The organism is Arcobacter denitrificans (SeqCode), assembly GCF_048571185.1.
Taxonomy (GTDB): domain Bacteria; phylum Campylobacterota; class Campylobacteria; order Campylobacterales; family Arcobacteraceae; genus Arcobacter; species Arcobacter denitrificans.
This window is the reverse complement of the sequence record NZ_CP182350.1, coordinates 484,466-502,596: the sequence shown is the minus strand read 5'-3', so window position 1 is coordinate 502,596 and position 18,131 is coordinate 484,466. Positions and strand designations below refer to the sequence as shown.

Below are 18,131 nucleotides of genomic sequence, written 5' to 3'. Positions count from 1 at the left end.
GTAAAATAATAAAAAATCAAGGAAATTATTATGGAAATTATTCAAACTGAAGCTGCACCTGCTGCAATTGGACCATATGCTCAAGCAGTTAAATATAATGGTTTAGTTTATACTTCTGGTCAGATTGCTCTTACTGCTGATGGTAAATTAGTTGAAAGAGATATTAAAAAACAAACACATCAAGTTTTGACAAATCTACAAAATGTACTTGCAGAAGCAAATAGTAGTTTAGATAGAGTTTTAAAAGCTACAATTTATTTAGAAAACATGGAAGATTTTGGTGTTGTAAATGTTATTTATGCAGAATACTTTGGTGATCATAAACCTGCACGAAGCACCGTTGCAGTAAAAACATTACCTAAAAATGTTTTAGTTGAAATTGATGTAATTGCTATAAGTGATGACGTAATTAATATGTAATCAAATTTCGCTTAAACTAAATTTAAACTAACCTTTGGTAACATTCCGTCCCGTTAAATGAAAAAGTTACTAAAGAATTGATAAGTTAGAGGAAAAGATATGTATGCAATTATAAAGTGTGGTGGTAAGCAGTATAAGGTTTCAGAAGGCGATATGATTGATATCGATTATACTGGAAAAGCTGCAAAAGAATCTCTAGAAATTACTGATGTATTAGCAGTAAATGATGGAGAGTTAAAATGTGGAGATGCTATATCTTCTGCAAAAGTAGAAGCTGAAGTAGTATTAGATGGTACTGGTGCAAATAGAGACAGAAAAGTTCTTATTTACAAAAAAAGAAGAAGAAAAGATTCTAAGTTAAAAAAAGGTTTCAGAAGAAGCTTTACAAAAATTAGAATTACTAAAATAGCTGCGTAAGGAGATAGATTATGGCTCATAAAAAAGGACAAGGTAGTACACAGAATAATAGAGATTCAGCTGGTAGAAGACTTGGAGTTAAAAAATATGGTGGGGAAACAGTTAAATCTGGAAATATCATCATTAGACAAAGAGGTACAAAAGTACATGTTGGTAACAACGTAGGTATTGGTAAAGACCACACAATTTATGCTTTAATTGACGGAGTTGTAAAATTCGAAGTTAAAGATAAAGATAGAAAAAAAGTTTCAGTTTACGCTTCGTAAATTTTACTTTTCTTTATTTAAAGGGGTGTAGTGCTTTTGCCTACACCCCTTTTTTAGTTTATAATTATTACTAAATACAACAAATAGGTGTTTTTAGTAATAATTATAGTCATATGGATTATTTAAAAGGTTAATAATGTTTATAGATAGCGTAAAATTTAGTATCTCTTCAGGAAAAGGTGGACAAGGTTGTGCCTCATTTAGAAGAGAAAAGTTTGTTGTAAAGGGTGGACCTGATGGTGGAGATGGAGGAAAAGGTGGAGATGTTTACTTTTTAGTAGACAATAACACTGATACTCTTTCTTGGTACAAAGGAAAACATAAATTAAAAGCTGACAATGGAAAACAAGGATTAGGTAGTAGATGTACTGGTAAAAGTGGAGAAACTTTAATTTTAGTTGTACCTCCAGGAACTCAAGTAATCAATAATGATACCAATGAAGTTATTATGGATTTATTAGAAGAGGGTGACAAAAAACTTCTACTTCAAGGTGGAAAAGGTGGCTTAGGTAATACTCACTTTAAAAACTCAAGAAATCAAAGACCTACATATTTCCAACCTGGACTTCCTGGTGAGACTATGAATTTAAGGTTAGAGTTAAAGCTTATTGCAGATGTAGGACTTGTTGGATATCCAAATGTAGGAAAATCTACTTTGATTTCTACAACTTCAAATGCAACACCAGAAGTTGCAAATTATGAATTTACTACATTAACTCCAAAATTAGGAGTTGTAGAAGTTGGTGATTTTAACTCTTTTGTAATGGCAGATATTCCTGGAATCATTGATGGAGCTAGTGAAGGTAAAGGTTTAGGGTTAGAGTTCTTAAGACATATTGAGAGAACTAAAACATTACTTTTTACTATTGATATTACAAATTATAGAAAAACTATTGATCAATTTAATGTTTTAAGAGAAGAGTTGAAAAACTTCTCAAGTGAATTAAGCCAGAGAGATTATGCTGTCGCTTTAACTAAAACAGATGCATATTATGGTGAAGATTTAAGTGGTGATATTGAAAACTTTATTAAAGAGTTAGGTTTAGAAGTTACAAGCTCTAATGAGTTTGGTTTTGATAAAGAGTTACCATATTATGTTCAAGATACTGTATATGCAAAATATGATAGTTCTAAACCATACTTTATATTACCAATATCATCAGTAACACATAATAATGTAGGTTCGTTAAAATTTGCTTTATATAATTTAATTGCTCAAGGTAAATAGTGATGGAAAATAGCGGAATTTTGCTAGTAAAAAAAAGATTAGTTATAAAAGTTGGAAGTGCAGTTTTAACAGAAAATGGGAAACTTGCATTTGAAAGATTAAGCAATCTTGTAGATTTGATTGCAAAATTAAAAAATGAAAAAAATTATGAAATTATACTTGTAAGTTCAGGGGCAGTTGCAGCTGGATTTACATCATTACAGTTAGATAAAAAACATGTTGCAAACAGACAAGCTTTAGCATCAATTGGGCAACCGCTTTTAATGAAGCATTACAAAACAAGATTTAAAGAACATAATATCATTTGTGCTCAAATGTTATTAATAGCTGATGATTTTGATTCTAGAAAGAGAACAGCCTATGCAAAAGGTGCAATAGAGATTTTATTAGAAAAAAATATCTTACCAATCATAAATGAAAATGATGTAACTGCAACAGATGAATTGTTATTTGGAGACAATGATCAACTAGCTGCCCATGTAACATATCATTTTAAAGCAGATATGCTTGCAATTCTTACTGATATTGATGGCTATTATAATAAAAACCCACATCAATTTGATGATGCAGTTATTCAAAAAGAGGTAAATGAAATATTACCAGAGATGCTTGATATGAAACATACTCCAAATACAGAGTTTGCAACAGGTGGAATTGCTACAAAACTAAAAGCTGCAGACTTTCTTTTAAAAAACGATATACCTATGTTTTTAACAAGTGGATTTGACTTAGAGAATGCATATGAATATTTATTAAATAATAGTTATAAAAGTGGAACAATTTTTAAGGCTAAAGAATAATGTCTAAAAAAATTGTTTTTATGGGAACACCTGACTATGCAACAATAATTTTTGATGCAATAATAAAAGAAGGTTATGACGTTCTTGCTCTTTTTACTCAGCCTGATAAGCCTGTGGGAAGAAAGCAAATAATGACTCCTCCTCACATAAAACAGTATTGTTTAGATAACAATATTTCAACTCCTATTTTTCAGCCAGAAAAATTAAGAGCTAATAAAGAAGTTGAACAAGAGTTAAAATCTCTAAATCCTGATTTTATAATAGTAGCTGCCTATGGGCAAATTCTTCCTAAAGAGATTTTAGATATTGCTCCTTGTATTAATTTACACGCTTCTTTATTGCCAAAATATAGAGGTGCAAGTCCTATTCAAGAATCATTACTAAATGCAGATACTTATACAGGTGTTACCTCTATGCTTATGGAAGAGGGACTTGATAGTGGAGATGTTTTAGCTTTAAAATATTTTAAAATACCCTCTAATATGGAAGTAGCAGAACTATTTTCACAACTCTCAACAATAGCAGCAAAACTTACTATTGAAACTTTAGAAAACTTTGAAAATATAAATCCAAAAAGACAAAATGAATCAGAAGTTAGTTTTTGTAAAAAGATAAAAAAAGAGTATGGAGAAGTAAGTTTTGATGATGCAAAAACACTTTATCAAAAATACAAAGCATACTCATATTGGCCTAGTATTTATTTAAAATCAGGATTAAAATTAAAAGATATTACATTGCTTGAAGAAGAGTCTATTAACAAAGCAGGTGAGATATTAGCTATTGATGATATGGGCATATCTATTGCCTGTAAAAAGGGTAGTATAAAAATCAAAATACTACAAGCTCCTTCTAAAAAAGCTATAAATTCAATTGATTATATTAAAGGTCAAAGAGTTTCTATAGGGGATGTTTTAATTTAATTTATTATATTATTTTTAAAACTTCAATTTAAAAGTAATAAAATGAAAAAAAATACTAAACATTGTGATATATATGATTTAAAACTTTTTAAAATAAATGGATTTGATGTTTTATTACATAAAATATTGAAACAAACAAGAGAAATACTTAATACTGAAGCAGGGTCTATTTATACAATAAATGAAGACTCTTTAGACTTTAAAGTATTTCAAAATGACTCTATGAGTTATGAACAGATTTATCTTCAATATTTAGACTTAAAAGGTCTAAAACTCCCACTTGACAAAAGTAATAAATATATTGCTGTTGATTGTCTCTTAAAAGAAAAAATTATAGTTGTAAATGATATCTATAATACTAAGAAATATGAGTTTTTAGGAGTTAAAGAGTATGACAAAAACAATAATTATGAAACATATTCTTTAATTACAGCTCCGATAATACATCCTATTGAGAATAAAAAGCTAGGTGTAATTCAACTAATTAATAAATTAAAAAATAGAAAAAAAGTTGATTTTAAAGAAAAAGATAAAGATACTCTTTCAATAGTTAGTTCACTTATTGCCTTAACTATTTCCCAAGCAGAGAATGATTCTTTAAAATTAAAAGAGTTAAATGATGAATTAAAAATTGCAAATGAAAAATTAACTAAAAAAGTAGAATATGAAATAGGTGAAAATGAAAAAAAATCAGCAATAATTTATCATCAATCAAAACTTGCATCTATGGGAGAAATGATAGGTAATATTGCACATCAGTGGAGACAACCTTTAAGTGGCATCTCTGCACTTGCAAGTGGTCTTAGTTGTAATATAGAGCTTGGCAATTATGTCAAAAATGAAACAATTGATGGCTTAAATAAAATAGTTGACAATACAAGATATCTTTCAGATACAATTGATGATTTTAGAGATTTTTATAGAATAGATAAATCTGCCAAAGAGTTTAATATTGCAAATAATATACATCAAAGTGTATCAATAACAAATGCTTCATTATATGATAATAATATTGAGGTAAAATATGATTTGGATGAAAGTTTAAGTTATTATGGCTTTGCAAATGAATTAAAACAAGCTTTATTAAATATTTTGCAAAACTCAAAAGATGCATTTTATATAAATGATGAAGATACAAAGAAAATTATTTTTATTAGTTTAGAAAAGAGTAACAATACAATTTACATAAAAATAAAAGATAATGCAGGCGGAATAGAAGAAAAAGTTTTAAAAAAAATATTTAGAAAAAACTTTACTACAAAAGATGAACATAAGGGTACAGGAATAGGTCTATATATGACAAAAGCAATTATTGAAAAAAACTTTAAGGGTAATATAAGGGTTGAAAATAGTGAATTTGAATATGAAAACAGACAATACAAAGGGGCGTTATTCACTATTGAGCTTTATGCTAAATAGAAATAAAAACCTGTCACACTTAATAGGGAAATTAAAACCCCTAAAACCAAAGAATTAATTGCCAATCTTTCATCCAAACCACCTTGAATAGCCAAGATTACAGCTGTGGTCATAGGTGGCATGGCAACTTCTAAGATTGTAACTTTGCTCCAAGTTTCATCAAGATTATAAAATATTGAGAAGCCAATCATTACAAGTATTGGCATTACAAACATTTTTACTGTTAAAAGTAAAGTTGTAGTTTTAAATTTATAAAAAATATTTTTAAGTTCTAACTTCATACCTATTGCAATCATGGCAAGGGGAACTAGTGTTGCACCAACTGCTTCTACTGTATTTATTACAAAAACAGGAACTGTAAAGAGTTTTAAAAATATAGTTATAAAAAACATAATAATTGGTGGGAAAAAAATTACTTTTTTACTCATTGCTTTAAATTTCACAACTTGACCACTACCCCAATTTATAATAATAGTCCCAAGTGAAACAACTAATAAAAAAGATCCAAACAAATCATAAATAAGTGCATATACCACATAATCTTGACCATAAAAAGCATCAATATATGAAAACCCTATAAATGATGTATTTCCAAAAGTTCCAACTACAACAAAAGTTGCTAGTGTTTTTTTATCAAATTTTAAAAATTTCCCTAAATAAAATGTCAAAATAAGATTTAGTAAAATTATTGCATTAAACATAATAATTAAATTTAAAATTTTCAAATCTAAAGTAAGTGGGTAAATTTTTATAAAAACCATTGCTGGTAATGAAAAATATATAACAAAATCAACTAAGGCTTGAGAATGGTCTTTTATAAAAACTTTAAAAAAATATCCAATTATTAAGTATAAAGCTATGGGCAAAACAGGATCTAACATTATCTCTCCAAATTTAAAAGTAATTATTATATATAGAACTTTATTAATATGAACTTGAAATTAAATTTAGTATAATCTTTTCATGGAAATTAGATATCTTCAAAGTGTTGATTCAACACATACTTACTTAAAAAACTATATTAAACAGTATGGTTATACAAATAATTTGTGTATCGCAACGCAAGAACAAACTTCTGGTATTGGTAGTCGTGGTAACTCTTGGCTAGGAGTAAAAGGAAATTTATTTTTTTCCTTTGTACTAAAGCAAGAAGACTTACCTCATGATTTGCAAATTCAAAGTGCATCTATTTATTTTTCTTATATTTTGAAAAATATTTTAAAAGACCTTGGGTCAAATTTGTGGCTTAAATGGCCCAATGATTTTTATATAGATAATTATAAGATAGGTGGGACTATTACCTCTGTATCAAATGGTTTAGTTTTTTGTGGAATAGGATTAAATTTAAATAATGTTAATAATGAGTTTTTAAAACTAGATATAAAAATTGATGTAAAAGAATTATTTAAATTATATTTCAAAAATATTGAAAAAAAAATCCTATGGGAGGATATTTTAAAAGAATATGTGATAGAATTCGACAGAAGCAAAAATTTATACGCAACAATTAACAATGAAAAAATACCCTTAATAAATGCACAGTTAAATAGTGATGGTTCAATAAATATTAATAATAAAAAGGTTTTTAGTCTAAGATGATGGCAGAAGTAATAACAATAGCAAATCAAAAAGGTGGTGTTGGTAAAACAACAACAGCTGTTAACTTAAGTGCAGCATTAGCCTTACAAGGAAAGAAAGTATTACTCATAGATGCAGACCCACAATCAAATGCAACTACAAGTTTAGGATTTCATAGAGATACTTATGAATATAATATTTATCATGTAATGCTTGGAACAAAAGAACTTAACGAAATCATCTTAGACTCAGAAATAGACAACCTAAAAGTAGCACCATCAAATATTGGATTAGTTGGTATTGAAAAAGAGTTTTATAAAAACACAAAAGATAGAGAATTGATTTTAAAAAGAAAAATTGACCCTATTAAAAAAGATTTTGATTATATTATTATTGATTCACCTCCGGCATTGGGACCAATTACAATAAATACACTTAGTGCATCAAACTCAGTATTAATTCCAATACAGTGTGAGTTTTTTGCCCTAGAAGGTTTAGCCCAATTATTAAATACTATTAAATTAGTTAAACAAACTATTAATAGACAATTACAAATTAGAGGTTTCCTTCCTACAATGTACAGTGCACAAAATAACTTAGCAAAACAAGTGTTTGCAGACTTGGCACAGCATTTTGAGAGTAAATTATTTAAAATAGATGGCAGTTCATATGTTGTAATTCCAAGAAATATAAAACTAGCAGAAAGTCCAAGTTTTGGAAAACCAATCATGCTTTATGATGCAACAGCAACTGGTACAAAAGCTTATACAAATTTAGCAAAAGCAATAGCAGGATAAAAAATGGCAAAGGCAGCATTAGGTAGAGGTTTAGGTGAGTTACTAGGTGAAGTAGAAACAGCTTATGAAAGTAATAATAATAGTTCCAAATCAGGTGGTATGGATATCTATTTAGATGTAAATTGTGTAAAACCAAATCCTGCACAACCTAGAAAAATATTTGATGAAGATAAATTAAAAGAGTTAAGTGAATCTATAAAAGAACATGGTTTAATACAAGCAATTACAGTTGTAGAATCAAATGTTTATGGAGAATATATCCTAATTGCTGGAGAGCGAAGATTAAGAGCTCATAAGTTGGCAAACATTGAAAAAATAAAAGCTACAATTATGGATCTTGACGATTCTAAGCTTAGGGAAGTTGCCCTAATTGAAAATATTCAAAGAGATGACTTAAATATAATAGAACTGGCATACTCTTATGCACAACTTATAAATGAACACTCTTTAACCCATGAAGAGCTATCTGAAAAAGTTTTTAAAAGCAGAACTTCTATAACAAATACTTTAAGACTTTTACAACTATCTTCATATGTTCAGCAAATGTTAGCAAATGATAAAATCTCTGCCGGTCATGCAAAGGTTATGATTGGACTTGATGATGAAACTCAAAAAAGAGTTACAGATAGTGTTATAGGTCAAAAACTATCTGTAAGAGAAACTGAACTTTTAATAAAAGATCTTAAATCTTCAAAAACAAAAACAACTACAAAAAGTAAAGCAGCACCTAAAAGCTATGATTTAGATCCACTTAATAATATCGTGGATGAATTATCTAAAAACAATCTAAAAGTTAAATTAGAAAAGAACTGTTTTAAGATAGAAATCAAATCTCAAGAGGATATTGAAAAGATATCTAATTACTTTCGTAACACTTTATAAAATTTATTTAACAAATTAACTCATTTAATATATTTTTATAGAATTATTCGCTAGAATTTATCAGTTTTAGTCAAACTAAACTGTAAAAAATATGGAGGAATGAATGTTAGACATAAGTCCTGTATTGTTGCTTAGCTCTGGTATTATTTTCTTGTTAGTACTTGCCAGACTAAACAGTTGTCTATTTACACCTCTACTAAAGCATATGGATGAAAGAGCAATATCTATAAAAAGTGATTTAGAGAATGCAAAGTCAAACACAGCTGATGTAGATGGAATGCTGGCTGAAGCAAATGATGTTATTGCAAAAGCTAAAAAAGAAGCTGCTGCAATTAGAGAGGAAGCTTTTAGCGAAGCTAAAAAAGTTGCTGATTCAAAATTAGAAACTGCAAAATCAGATATGGAAGCTAAATATGCTGATTTCAAAGTTTCATTAGAAAATGATTCAAAAGCTTTAAAAGATTCATTAATCGCTTCAATGCCTCAATTTAATGAGAGCTTAAAAGCTAAATTAAGCTCGATATAAGGGAGAGAAAGTGAAAAAATTACTATTATTAACTTTGTTAGCTTTAGCTCCTGTAGCATTATTTGCTAATAGTGAAGGTGCGGAAACTGATATTATTCAAAGAACCGTTAACTTTGTAATTTTTGCTGGAATTTTATGGTATTTATTAGCCGATAAAATTAAAGCTTATTTTGCAAATAGAACTTTAGAAATTCAATCTGAATTAGATAAAGTACAAGATACTTTAAAAGCATCTCAAGCAAAAGTCGATGATGCGGCTGAAAAACTTGAAAATGCAAAAAAATTAGCAGCAGAGACTGTTGAACTTGCAAAATCAGAGGTAGGTGCATTGAAACAAAAAGTTGCAGATGCAGTTGACCATGAAATTGCTCAGTTAAACAGAAACTTTGATGATAAAGTTGAAGTTGAAACTAGAAAACAACAACGAGAAGTTGTAGAAGAGATTCTAGAAGAGCTACTAAAATCTGACAATATTTCTTTATCGCAAGATGAATTAGCAAATATTGTACTTAAGAAGGTGGCGTAATGAATGATTTAATTGCAAAAAGATACGTTAAAGCATTATTAGAGGGTAAAGATGTAGCTGCTGCAACTTCAATTTATAATGAATTAAGTGAAATTTCAAAAGCATTTGCTGATGATAAGTTTATCTCAATAATATCTTCTATTGAAGTTAAAGAGAGTCAAAAAACGGATTTAATTATATCGTTGATTGATAATACTTCGGATACTACAAAAAATTTAATAAAATTATTAGGTAGTAAAAAAAGATTAGAATTAATTCCATTTATTGTTGCTGAATTAAAAGCTAACATTGCTGCAATGGGAAATAGTTATGAAGGTGTTGTTTATACTAACAATGCTTTATCTGACAAGTATATAAACTCTATTGCAGAGCAATTTAGTAAGAAATTTGATGTTAAATTATCTTTAACTCAAGATGTATGTGATTATGATGGTATTAAAGTTGATATTGATGGACTTGGGGTTGAGATTTCTTTCTCAAAAGATAGACTTAAGTCACAAATGATAAATCATATTTTAAAAGCAGTTTAGAACTTATAAAGGAGAAATTGAATGGGTGCAAAAATTCAAGCTGATGAAATCAGTTCGATCATCAAAGAAAGAATTGATAACTTTGAATTAAATGTTGATGTAAATGAGACTGGTAAAATAATCTCATATGCAGATGGTATTGCTCAAGTTTACGGTCTTAAAAATATTATGGCTGGTGAAATTGTAGAATTTGAGAATGGTGAAAGAGGATTAGCTGCTAACCTTGAAGAGGCTTCAGTTGGTGTTGTTGTTCTTGGTTCTGGTAATGGATTAAGAGAAGGTTCTTCTTGTAAGAGAGTTGGAAAACTATTAGAAACACCAGTTGGTGATGCTATGGTTGGAAGAGTTGTTAATGCATTAGGTGAGCCAGTTGATGGAAAAGGGACTATTGAAGCAGCAGAGCATAAGCTTGTTGAAGAAAAAGCTCCTGGAATCATGGCTAGAAAATCAGTTCATGAACCATTACAAACAGGTATTAAAGCTATTGATGCGCTTGTTCCAATTGGAAGAGGGCAAAGAGAGCTTATTATTGGTGATAGACAAACAGGTAAAACAACTGTTGCTATTGATACAATTCTTAACCAAAAAGGTGAAGATGTAATTTGTATCTATGTTGCAATTGGTCAAAAATCATCTTCAGTTGCTTCTGTTGTTAGAACATTAGAAGAATCTGGTGCTATGGATTATACAATTGTAGTTAACGCTGCAGCTGCTGATTCTGCTGCATTACAATTCTTAGCACCATATACAGGTGTTACAATTGGTGAGTACTTTAGAGATAATGGTAAACATGCTTTAATTATTTATGATGATTTATCTAAACATGCAGTTGCATATAGAGAAATGTCATTAATTTTAAGAAGACCTCCAGGTCGAGAAGCATACCCAGGGGATGTATTTTACCTACACTCAAGATTACTTGAGAGAGCTGCAAAAATGTCAGATGAAAAAGGTGCAGGGTCTATGACTGCTTTACCTATCATTGAAACACAAGCAGGAGATGTTGCTGCATATATTCCTACAAACGTTATTTCTATTACAGATGGTCAAATCTTCCTAGAAACTAACCTTTTTAACTCAGGTATTAGACCAGCTATTAATGTTGGTTTATCAGTATCAAGAGTTGGTGGAGCGGCACAAATTAAAGCTACTAAGCAAGTTGCTGGTACTTTAAAATTATCACTTGCACAATACAGAGAACTTGAAGCATTTGCACAGTTTGCATCTGATCTTGATGAGAGTACAAGAAGAGAACTTGAACTTGGTCAAAGAATGGTAGAAGTATTAAAGCAAGGTGTTAATAAACCTTTAGTTATAGAAAAACAAGTTGTTATTATTTATGCTGGAACTAAGGGATATTTAAATGATATTGCAGTTTCTGATGTTGTTAGATTTGAGAGTGAATTACATGCCTTTATTGAGCAAAAATACTCAAATATCTTAGACGATATTAAATCTAAGAAAAAATTAGACGAAGATACTGAAGATAATTTAAAATCTGCGTTAGAAGAGTTTAAAACTGTTTTTAGTGCAAAATAAGGATTAGTCCATGGCTAACTTAAAAGAGATTAAATTAAAAATTGGTAGTGTAAAGAATACTCAGAAGACTACGAAAGCTATGAAGCTTGTTTCTTCTGCAAAACTTACTCGAACAAGACAATTGTCTGATCAAGCTAAAAGTTATGCGGAAAAGATTAACGAAGTTCTTTCTGAAATTGCACACAGAGTTGGCAGTATTCAAGCTGATGAGATGCACAATAGAGCATTTGTTCAAAATGAAAATCCAAAAACAGTTGATATTGTTTTTGTTACTGCTGACAAAGGTCTTTGTGGTGGATTCAATATGGCTACTATAAAAGCTGTAACGAACATGATGAATGAGTACAAAGCAAAAGGTGTAACTGTAAGATTAAGAGTTGCTGGTAGAAAAGGTGTTGATTACTTTACTTTCCAAGGTGAGCCATTAACACAAAAAGTTAGCGACTTAACTTCTGCACCTGATTATAATAGAGCTTCTGACTTTATTCAAGAAGTTGTAAATGATTTCCAAAATGGAGTTACTGATAAAGTAGTTTTAATTTACAACGGATTTCTTAATATGTTAACTCAAGAGTTAAGAGTTAGAGAAATCTTACCTATTAGTTTAGAAAGTGTTGAATTAAAAGAAGAATCATCTATGCTTGATATTGAGCCAGATGATGATGAAGAAGTGTTAGATGAATTAACTGAGAAATACATTCAATTTAATATGTATTACTCTTTACTTGATTCTTTAGCTGCTGAACATAGTGCAAGAATGCAAGCTATGGAAGCTGCGACAAAGAACGCAAAAGAAAAAGTTGATAGTTTAACAGTAGAGTACAATAAAGCTAGACAAGCTGCGATTACAACAGAGCTGATAGAGATTATCAGTGGTGTTGAATCATTAAAATAATTTAAAGGAGCTGCCCGTATGAAAGGTAAAATTGTTCAGGTAATGGGTCCAGTTGTTGACGTAGAGTTCGACGGATACTTACCAGAAATTAATGAAGCAATTCAAGTTACATTAGCAGATGCAAAATCTGACAGATTAATACTTGAAGTTGCTGCACATATTGGTGATAGTAGAGTTAGAACTATTGCTATGGATATGACAGAAGGATTAACAAGAGGACAAGAGTGTGTTGCACAAGGTGGACCTATCCAAGTTCCAGTTGGTGAAGCTGTATTAGGAAGAATTTTCAATGTAATTGGTGATCCAGTTGATGAAGGTGAAGCAATTCCTGAGGAGACTCCAAGATGGTCAATTCACAGAGCTGCGCCTTCTTTTGAAGAGCAATCAACAAAAACAGAAATGTTTGAAACAGGTATCAAAGTAGTTGACCTTTTAGCACCATATTCAAAAGGTGGTAAAGTTGGACTATTCGGTGGTGCTGGTGTTGGTAAAACAGTTATTATCATGGAATTAATCCATAACGTTGCTTTCAAACATTCAGGATACTCAGTATTCGCAGGTGTTGGTGAAAGAACAAGAGAAGGTAATGACCTTTATTACGAAATGAAAGATTCTAACGTACTTGACAAAGTTGCATTATGTTATGGTCAAATGAGTGAGCCTCCAGGTGCAAGAAATAGAATTGCATTAACAGGTCTTACAATGGCTGAGTACTTTAGAGATGAAAAAGGTCTTGATGTACTTATGTTCGTAGATAATATCTTTAGATTTGCACAATCAGGTTCTGAGATGTCAGCACTTCTAGGAAGAATTCCATCAGCTGTTGGATATCAACCTACACTTGCTTCAGAAATGGGTAAATTACAAGAGAGAATTACATCTACATCTAAAGGTTCTATTACTTCTGTTCAAGCGGTATACGTACCAGCGGATGACTTAACAGATCCAGCTCCAGCTTCTGTATTTGCTCACTTAGATGCAACTACGGTTCTTAATAGAAAAATTGCTGAAAAAGGTATTTATCCAGCAGTTGATCCATTGGATTCAAGTTCAAGAATTTTAAGTGCTGATGTTTTAGGACATGAGCATTATGATGTTGCAAGAGGTGTTCAATCTGTATTACAAAAATACAAAGATTTACAAGATATCATTGCAATTCTAGGTATGGATGAGTTATCAGAAGAAGATAAACTTGTAGTTGCTAGAGCTAGAAAAATTGAAAGATTCCTATCTCAACCATTCTTCGTTGCTGAAGTATTTACTGGATCTCCTGGTAAATATGTTGAGCTTAAAGATACAATTGCAGGTTTCCAAGGTATCTTAGAAGGTAAATACGATAGCGTTCCAGAAATGGCATTCTATATGGTTGGTGGAATTGATGAAGTTCTAGCTAAAGCTGAGAATATGAAATAAAACCATTAAGGTAAATTTATGGATACATTAAGATTATCAATAGTTACACCAAATGGATCAATATTTAATGGTGACGTAAAAACTGTAACTCTCCCTGGAAAAGAGGGAGAGTTTGGAGTACTACCAGGACATGCTTCTTTGGTATCTTCATTAACAGTTGGTGTAATTATAATAGAAAAAGAGAATACTACTGAAGCAGTAGCTATAAACTGGGGTCACGTTAATGTTAGCGAAACTTCAGTTGATGTTTTGGCTGACGGTGCTGTTTCTCTAACTCAGGGTGGAGATTCTGACATTGCAAAAGCTATTGATGCAGCTAAAGAACTTGTTAATTCAGTTTCTGATGCTAATGTATCAATTGCTTCTGTAGAAGCAAGAATTAATTCATTCAGTTAAGAAGAAAATGATTGATTTAATTTTAAATTATTTTACAAATAGTAGTGCTATTACAATTGTTGTATTAGCCCTGCTATCTGTTTATTTTGTCTTGATTTTTTGGCTTTTTATTTATAAAAATAGTCAAGTAGCTGGATTAATAACTAATGAAAGAAAATCTTTAGAAACACTTACTTCTAGAGAATCATCTTTAAGTCCTTTATCAGGTTTAAGTAGATGTGCTAAATCATCTAAATCAAAACCTTTATTACATGCTTGTGAAATCTCAATTATAAAAGATGCCAGTGATGGATTATCATGGTTATCTATTGTATCATCTACTTCTCCATTTATTGGATTATTTGGTACTGTTATTGGAATTTTAGAATCATTTGCAAAGTTTTCAACTCATTCAAAAGTTGGCTTTTCTGTTATTGCACCAGCTATTTCAGAAGCATTAGTGGCAACTGCTGCTGGAATTTTCGTAGCAATATTCGCTTATACATTTCATCAAATCTTAACTAGAAAAGTTTATGAACTAAACACTTACTTAAAGGCTCAATCCGAAATCTTGATCGCTAAGGCATAATACAAATGTATGATTTTAATCAAAAACCAGATTTAAATATAACTCCCTTAGTAGATATAATGTTAGTATTACTTGCAATACTAATGGTTACTGCACCAGTAATAGAGTTTGAAGAGCCTGTTAATTTACCAAATGGTAGTAGGTCTCAACAAATTCAAGATGTAAAAAAAATCTCTATTTTAATCTCTAAAGATAAAAAAATCTCAATAGGTAAAAATAGTTATGAATTAGAAAACTTTGCTGATAGCTTTATTCTTTATTCAAATGATAAAAATAAAGATACACCTATTCATATAAGAGCAGATAAAAGATTGATATATGATGATGTTATTTTTGTATTAAAAACTGTAAAAGAGGCTGGTTTTTTTAAAGTTTCTTTAATTACTGATGGGTAAGTATGTTTTTTTTTAATTCTATTTCAAAGCAAAATAGTCTAATTATAGCCTTATCTATATACTTATTTATAATTTTTTTATTTTTTTTATATTTAAAAACTTCTGATGTTAAAAAGTTTGATGCTTTTAATAAAACTACTACTATAGAACTTAGCATCTTGGTTGATGATAATAGCAAGGTCGTAAACAAAAAAGCACAAAAAATAAAGAATAAAAAAATCGATGATGTCGTTGATAAGTCAAAATCAAAAAGTGCAAAACAGCAAAACAGTGTAAAATCACTTTTTGCAAATGTAAAAGATACAAATAAAAGTGTTATAGAAGAGACTGTTAATAATGTGGTTAAATCAGAGGTTGCAAGTAGATTTAAAGCACAGTTTGAAAAAGAGAGAAAAAGTGAAAAGTTGTCAGTATCTTCTTTATTAAACAATGTAAAATCAAAAACTTCAGTACTTCCAAGTACAGAATCAAAAAATTCTATTGACCCATATTATTCAAAAATTTATGAACTATTAGCACAAAGATGGAATCCTATGATGGTAGGAGATGAATTATTTGCAAAAGTGTTAGTAATAATCACAAATAATGGAAGTTTTGATTATAAATTTTTAAAATATTCTGGAAATGAGGTTTTTGACAAATCTTTAACCTCTTTTTTAAATGAACAAGTTAATATTACATATCCAGAACACAATAAGGGTTCTGTGACAAAAATAGAAGTAATTTTTAAATCAGAAGGATAATTATGAGAAAAATATTTTTAGTATTTATATTAATTTGTACAAATTTATTTGCAGTTGATGCAACAATGGAAATTATTAAAAAATCAGACAATTTGCCAAAAATTGAAATTGCAGTAGCAAGTGATACTAAGAATTTTGAATATACAAATAAAATCAGAAATATGATTGTCAAAGACTTGTTAGTAAGTGGACACTTTCAATCATCAAATAGTAAAGAGAGTTTTGCTTTTTCAAATAATCCAAATATGTTAGGATTAAAAAATAGAGGAGTTGATTTATTCTTAAATCTAACAATAAAAGAGAGTAGTTTTGGTGGATTAAATTTAAATATGAAACTCTTTGACAACAATATAATGGGATTAATTCTTGAAAAAACCATAAGTTCTTCTCAGCTAGATAGATACCCATTTGTAGCACATAGAGCTTCTATTGCTATCAATAAATATTTAAATGCTCCTCCCCTTGATTGGATGGATAAATTTGTTATTTTTTCTGTGTATAAAGATGCAAAAAAAGCAGATATTGTTATTGCAGATTATACTTTAACTTATCAAAAAACAATAATTAGTGGGGGATTAAATATTTTTCCTAAATGGTCAAATAGTGAACAAGAGAGTTTTTATTATACGACATATAATGGTTTTCTTCCAGAGCTAATTAAATATAATTTATATACTAGAAAAGTAGAAAAAATTATGAAATCTCAAGGTATGGTAGTATGTTCGGATGTAAATAAAGACGGTTCTAAACTTCTTATAACTGCTTCTCCTGAAGGTCAGCCAGATATATATCTATATGAAACAAAAAATAAAAGAAAAGTAAAACTAACAAGTTATAAAGGTATTGATGTTGGAGCACACTTTGTTGAAAATGACAGTAAAATTGTTTTTGTATCAGATAGATTAAAAAATCCAAACATTTTTGCTAAAAAAATAAATGGAAGGGGTGTTGAGAGGTTAGTTTATCATGGTCGAAATAACTCTTCTGCCACAACATTTGATAACTATGTTGTTTATAGTAGTAGGGAGAGTAATAATGAATTTTCATATAATACTTTCAATTTATATTTAATCTCTACAAAAAGTGATTTTATAAGAAGATTAACAACAAATGGTGTAAATCAATTCCCAAAATTTTCAAGTGATGGGGAATCAGTACTATTTATAAAAAACTACAATGGGAAAAGTAGTGTAGGGGTTATAAGGCTAAACTATAATAAATCATTCTTATTTCCTTTAGTTAGTGGTAAATTACAATCAATAGATTGGTAAATTACAATTTTATAATAATGAGTTAAGTTTTGTTTGAGTAAAATTTAGCAAATCACAATAAGGATAATTAATGAAAAAGTTCGGTTTACTAGCTTTTATAACAGCTACATTACTATTTACAGGATGTAGTCAAAAAACTGTTGAAATGGATTCAACTCCTGCAGATTCTGAATCTGCATTAAATACAATGGAAACAACAAACAACAGCATTGTACAAGATAATATGGCATCTGATGGAAAAGGTAACTATTTCATAGTTGATGGTAAAAAAGAGTTTATTGAATCAATATATTTTGCTTTTGATAAGTTTAATTTAACAGAAACACAAAGAAAAGTTGCTTCTGAAAATGCTTCTAAGTTAAAAGGTTTAGCAGGTAGTGTTAAAGTTGAAGGTAACTGTGATGAGTGGGGAACAGATGAGTATAACTACGCATTAGGTTTAAAAAGAGCAAAAGTTGTAAAAGACGCTTTAATTTCTGACGGTATTTCATCAAATTCTATCACTGTTGTAAGTTTTGGAGAAAGTAATCCTGTTTGTTCAGATAAGACTAAAGAGTGTTGGTCAAAAAACAGAAGAGCAGAATATAAGCCTCTTCCATAAT

At 29.6% G+C, this 18,131-nt stretch carries 23 protein-coding genes; 22 read left to right on the top strand and 1 reads right to left on the bottom strand.

Annotation, left to right across the window (positions count from 1 at the left end; genetic code table 11):
• Positions 1-30: 30 nt before the first annotated feature.
• The 7 genes from ACNI28_RS02630 to ACNI28_RS02600 all read left to right on the top strand — a co-directional run bounded on the left by ACNI28_RS02630 (position 31) and on the right by ACNI28_RS02600 (position 5,470).
• Entirely contained in the window at positions 31-420 is a 390-nt protein-coding gene (locus tag ACNI28_RS02630) for a RidA family protein (RefSeq protein WP_419765338.1), read from the top strand.
• A 99-nt stretch (positions 421-519) separates the two neighbouring features.
• Positions 520-837: a 50S ribosomal protein L21 gene (gene rplU / locus ACNI28_RS02625; protein ID WP_419765337.1), complete on the top strand. Its 318-nt coding sequence runs from the start codon at positions 520-522 to the stop codon at positions 835-837.
• Positions 838-848: 11 nt separating this feature from the next.
• Positions 849-1,103, top strand: coding sequence for a 50S ribosomal protein L27 (rpmA, locus tag ACNI28_RS02620; RefSeq protein ID WP_419765335.1), 255 nt, complete (start codon positions 849-851; stop codon positions 1,101-1,103).
• A gap of 136 nt (positions 1,104-1,239) precedes the next feature.
• Complete coding sequence (gene obgE, locus ACNI28_RS02615) at positions 1,240-2,331, top strand: GTPase ObgE (protein ID WP_419765334.1); 1,092 nt, start codon at positions 1,240-1,242, stop codon at positions 2,329-2,331.
• Between the two features lie 2 nt (positions 2,332-2,333).
• Positions 2,334-3,131, top strand: coding sequence for a glutamate 5-kinase (gene proB, locus ACNI28_RS02610; RefSeq protein WP_419765333.1), 798 nt, complete (start codon positions 2,334-2,336; stop codon positions 3,129-3,131).
• Entirely contained in the window at positions 3,131-4,051 is a 921-nt protein-coding gene (fmt, locus tag ACNI28_RS02605; protein ID WP_419765332.1) for a methionyl-tRNA formyltransferase, read from the top strand. The genes proB and fmt overlap by 1 nt, the downstream gene beginning before the upstream one ends.
• Positions 4,052-4,093: 42 nt before the next feature.
• Complete coding sequence (locus ACNI28_RS02600) at positions 4,094-5,470, top strand: GAF domain-containing sensor histidine kinase (protein WP_419765331.1); 1,377 nt, start codon at positions 4,094-4,096, stop codon at positions 5,468-5,470.
• Here ACNI28_RS02600 and ACNI28_RS02595 read toward each other — a convergent pair.
• Positions 5,458-6,351, bottom strand: a complete 894-nt coding sequence (locus ACNI28_RS02595; RefSeq protein WP_419765330.1) for an AEC family transporter — start codon at positions 6,349-6,351, stop codon at positions 5,458-5,460. The genes ACNI28_RS02600 and ACNI28_RS02595 overlap by 13 nt on opposite strands.
• An 82-nt stretch (positions 6,352-6,433) precedes the next feature.
• Between ACNI28_RS02595 and ACNI28_RS02590 the strand changes: the two genes are divergently transcribed.
• From ACNI28_RS02590 to ACNI28_RS02520, 15 genes are all read left to right on the top strand, one after another.
• Positions 6,434-7,069 carry a biotin--[acetyl-CoA-carboxylase] ligase gene (locus tag ACNI28_RS02590; RefSeq protein ID WP_419765329.1) on the top strand — a complete coding sequence of 212 codons (636 nt, stop codon included), beginning with the start codon at positions 6,434-6,436 and terminating at the stop codon, positions 7,067-7,069.
• Positions 7,069-7,845 (top strand): ParA family protein, encoded by a 777-nt coding sequence (locus tag ACNI28_RS02585; protein ID WP_298753552.1) that lies wholly within the window; start codon positions 7,069-7,071, stop codon positions 7,843-7,845. Before ACNI28_RS02590 ends, ACNI28_RS02585 begins: the two co-directional genes overlap by 1 nt.
• Positions 7,846-7,848: 3 nt before the next feature.
• Positions 7,849-8,727, top strand: a complete 879-nt coding sequence (locus ACNI28_RS02580) for a ParB/RepB/Spo0J family partition protein (protein WP_419765328.1) — start codon at positions 7,849-7,851, stop codon at positions 8,725-8,727.
• A gap of 103 nt (positions 8,728-8,830) precedes the next feature.
• Positions 8,831-9,253, top strand: coding sequence for a F0F1 ATP synthase subunit B family protein (locus ACNI28_RS02575; protein ID WP_419765326.1), 423 nt, complete (start codon positions 8,831-8,833; stop codon positions 9,251-9,253).
• A gap of 10 nt (positions 9,254-9,263) precedes the next feature.
• Positions 9,264-9,779 carry a F0F1 ATP synthase subunit B gene (locus ACNI28_RS02570; protein WP_419765325.1) on the top strand — a complete coding sequence of 172 codons (516 nt, stop codon included), beginning with the start codon at positions 9,264-9,266 and terminating at the stop codon, positions 9,777-9,779.
• Positions 9,779-10,309 carry a F0F1 ATP synthase subunit delta gene (locus ACNI28_RS02565; protein WP_419765324.1) on the top strand — a complete coding sequence of 177 codons (531 nt, stop codon included), beginning with the start codon at positions 9,779-9,781 and terminating at the stop codon, positions 10,307-10,309. Before ACNI28_RS02570 ends, ACNI28_RS02565 begins: the two co-directional genes overlap by 1 nt.
• A gap of 21 nt (positions 10,310-10,330) precedes the next feature.
• Positions 10,331-11,848: a F0F1 ATP synthase subunit alpha gene (gene atpA, locus ACNI28_RS02560; protein WP_298753533.1), complete on the top strand. Its 1,518-nt coding sequence runs from the start codon at positions 10,331-10,333 to the stop codon at positions 11,846-11,848.
• 10 nt (positions 11,849-11,858) lie between these two features.
• A complete protein-coding gene (gene atpG / locus ACNI28_RS02555) occupies positions 11,859-12,743 on the top strand; it encodes an ATP synthase F1 subunit gamma (RefSeq protein WP_419765322.1) in 885 nt (294 codons plus the stop codon).
• A gap of 18 nt (positions 12,744-12,761) precedes the next feature.
• Positions 12,762-14,156 (top strand): F0F1 ATP synthase subunit beta, encoded by a 1,395-nt coding sequence (gene atpD, locus ACNI28_RS02550; RefSeq protein ID WP_419765320.1) that lies wholly within the window; start codon positions 12,762-12,764, stop codon positions 14,154-14,156.
• Between the two features lie 18 nt (positions 14,157-14,174).
• A complete protein-coding gene (atpC, locus tag ACNI28_RS02545) occupies positions 14,175-14,552 on the top strand; it encodes an ATP synthase F1 subunit epsilon (RefSeq protein WP_298753537.1) in 378 nt (125 codons plus the stop codon).
• Positions 14,553-14,559: 7 nt separating this feature from the next.
• The gene (locus tag ACNI28_RS02540) at positions 14,560-15,120 is read left to right on the top strand and encodes a MotA/TolQ/ExbB proton channel family protein (RefSeq protein ID WP_419765319.1); all 561 of its coding nucleotides are present in this window, start codon (positions 14,560-14,562) and stop codon (positions 15,118-15,120) included.
• A 5-nt stretch (positions 15,121-15,125) separates the two neighbouring features.
• A complete protein-coding gene (locus tag ACNI28_RS02535) occupies positions 15,126-15,515 on the top strand; it encodes a biopolymer transporter ExbD (RefSeq protein WP_419765318.1) in 390 nt (129 codons plus the stop codon).
• A 2-nt stretch (positions 15,516-15,517) separates the two neighbouring features.
• Positions 15,518-16,258 (top strand): energy transducer TonB, encoded by a 741-nt coding sequence (locus ACNI28_RS02530; protein WP_419765316.1) that lies wholly within the window; start codon positions 15,518-15,520, stop codon positions 16,256-16,258.
• A gap of 2 nt (positions 16,259-16,260) precedes the next feature.
• Entirely contained in the window at positions 16,261-17,529 is a 1,269-nt protein-coding gene (tolB, locus tag ACNI28_RS02525) for a Tol-Pal system protein TolB (RefSeq protein ID WP_419765315.1), read from the top strand.
• Positions 17,530-17,599: 70 nt separating this feature from the next.
• Positions 17,600-18,130, top strand: a complete 531-nt coding sequence (locus ACNI28_RS02520) for an OmpA family protein (protein WP_419765314.1) — start codon at positions 17,600-17,602, stop codon at positions 18,128-18,130.
• Position 18,131: the final 1 nt, after the last annotated feature.

Excerpts from the sequence above, each read along its gene's own strand:
- ACNI28_RS02535 (WP_419765318.1), top strand. The coding sequence starts at position 15,126 with ATGTATGATTTTAATCAAAAACCAGATTTAAATATAACTCCCTTAGTA.
- proB (WP_419765333.1), top strand. The coding sequence starts at position 2,334 with ATGGAAAATAGCGGAATTTTGCTAGTAAAAAAAAGATTAGTTATAAAA.
- ACNI28_RS02540 (WP_419765319.1), top strand. The coding sequence starts at position 14,560 with ATGATTGATTTAATTTTAAATTATTTTACAAATAGTAGTGCTATTACA.
- ACNI28_RS02600 (WP_419765331.1), top strand. The coding sequence starts at position 4,094 with ATGAAAAAAAATACTAAACATTGTGATATATATGATTTAAAACTTTTT.
- ACNI28_RS02520 (WP_419765314.1), top strand. The coding sequence starts at position 17,600 with ATGAAAAAGTTCGGTTTACTAGCTTTTATAACAGCTACATTACTATTT.
- ACNI28_RS02630 (WP_419765338.1), top strand. The coding sequence starts at position 31 with ATGGAAATTATTCAAACTGAAGCTGCACCTGCTGCAATTGGACCATAT.
- tolB (WP_419765315.1), top strand. The coding sequence starts at position 16,261 with ATGAGAAAAATATTTTTAGTATTTATATTAATTTGTACAAATTTATTT.
- ACNI28_RS02590 (WP_419765329.1), top strand. The coding sequence starts at position 6,434 with ATGGAAATTAGATATCTTCAAAGTGTTGATTCAACACATACTTACTTA.
- atpC (WP_298753537.1), top strand. The coding sequence starts at position 14,175 with ATGGATACATTAAGATTATCAATAGTTACACCAAATGGATCAATATTT.
- obgE (WP_419765334.1), top strand. The coding sequence starts at position 1,240 with ATGTTTATAGATAGCGTAAAATTTAGTATCTCTTCAGGAAAAGGTGGA.
- ACNI28_RS02595 (WP_419765330.1), bottom strand. The coding sequence starts at position 6,351 with ATGTTAGATCCTGTTTTGCCCATAGCTTTATACTTAATAATTGGATAT.
- ACNI28_RS02530 (WP_419765316.1), top strand. The coding sequence starts at position 15,518 with ATGTTTTTTTTTAATTCTATTTCAAAGCAAAATAGTCTAATTATAGCC.
- ACNI28_RS02565 (WP_419765324.1), top strand. The coding sequence starts at position 9,779 with ATGAATGATTTAATTGCAAAAAGATACGTTAAAGCATTATTAGAGGGT.
- fmt (WP_419765332.1), top strand. The coding sequence starts at position 3,131 with ATGTCTAAAAAAATTGTTTTTATGGGAACACCTGACTATGCAACAATA.
- ACNI28_RS02580 (WP_419765328.1), top strand. The coding sequence starts at position 7,849 with ATGGCAAAGGCAGCATTAGGTAGAGGTTTAGGTGAGTTACTAGGTGAA.
- rpmA (WP_419765335.1), top strand. The coding sequence starts at position 849 with ATGGCTCATAAAAAAGGACAAGGTAGTACACAGAATAATAGAGATTCA.
- ACNI28_RS02575 (WP_419765326.1), top strand. The coding sequence starts at position 8,831 with ATGTTAGACATAAGTCCTGTATTGTTGCTTAGCTCTGGTATTATTTTC.
- atpD (WP_419765320.1), top strand. The coding sequence starts at position 12,762 with ATGAAAGGTAAAATTGTTCAGGTAATGGGTCCAGTTGTTGACGTAGAG.
- atpG (WP_419765322.1), top strand. The coding sequence starts at position 11,859 with ATGGCTAACTTAAAAGAGATTAAATTAAAAATTGGTAGTGTAAAGAAT.
- rplU (WP_419765337.1), top strand. The coding sequence starts at position 520 with ATGTATGCAATTATAAAGTGTGGTGGTAAGCAGTATAAGGTTTCAGAA.
- atpA (WP_298753533.1), top strand. The coding sequence starts at position 10,331 with ATGGGTGCAAAAATTCAAGCTGATGAAATCAGTTCGATCATCAAAGAA.
- ACNI28_RS02585 (WP_298753552.1), top strand. The coding sequence starts at position 7,069 with ATGGCAGAAGTAATAACAATAGCAAATCAAAAAGGTGGTGTTGGTAAA.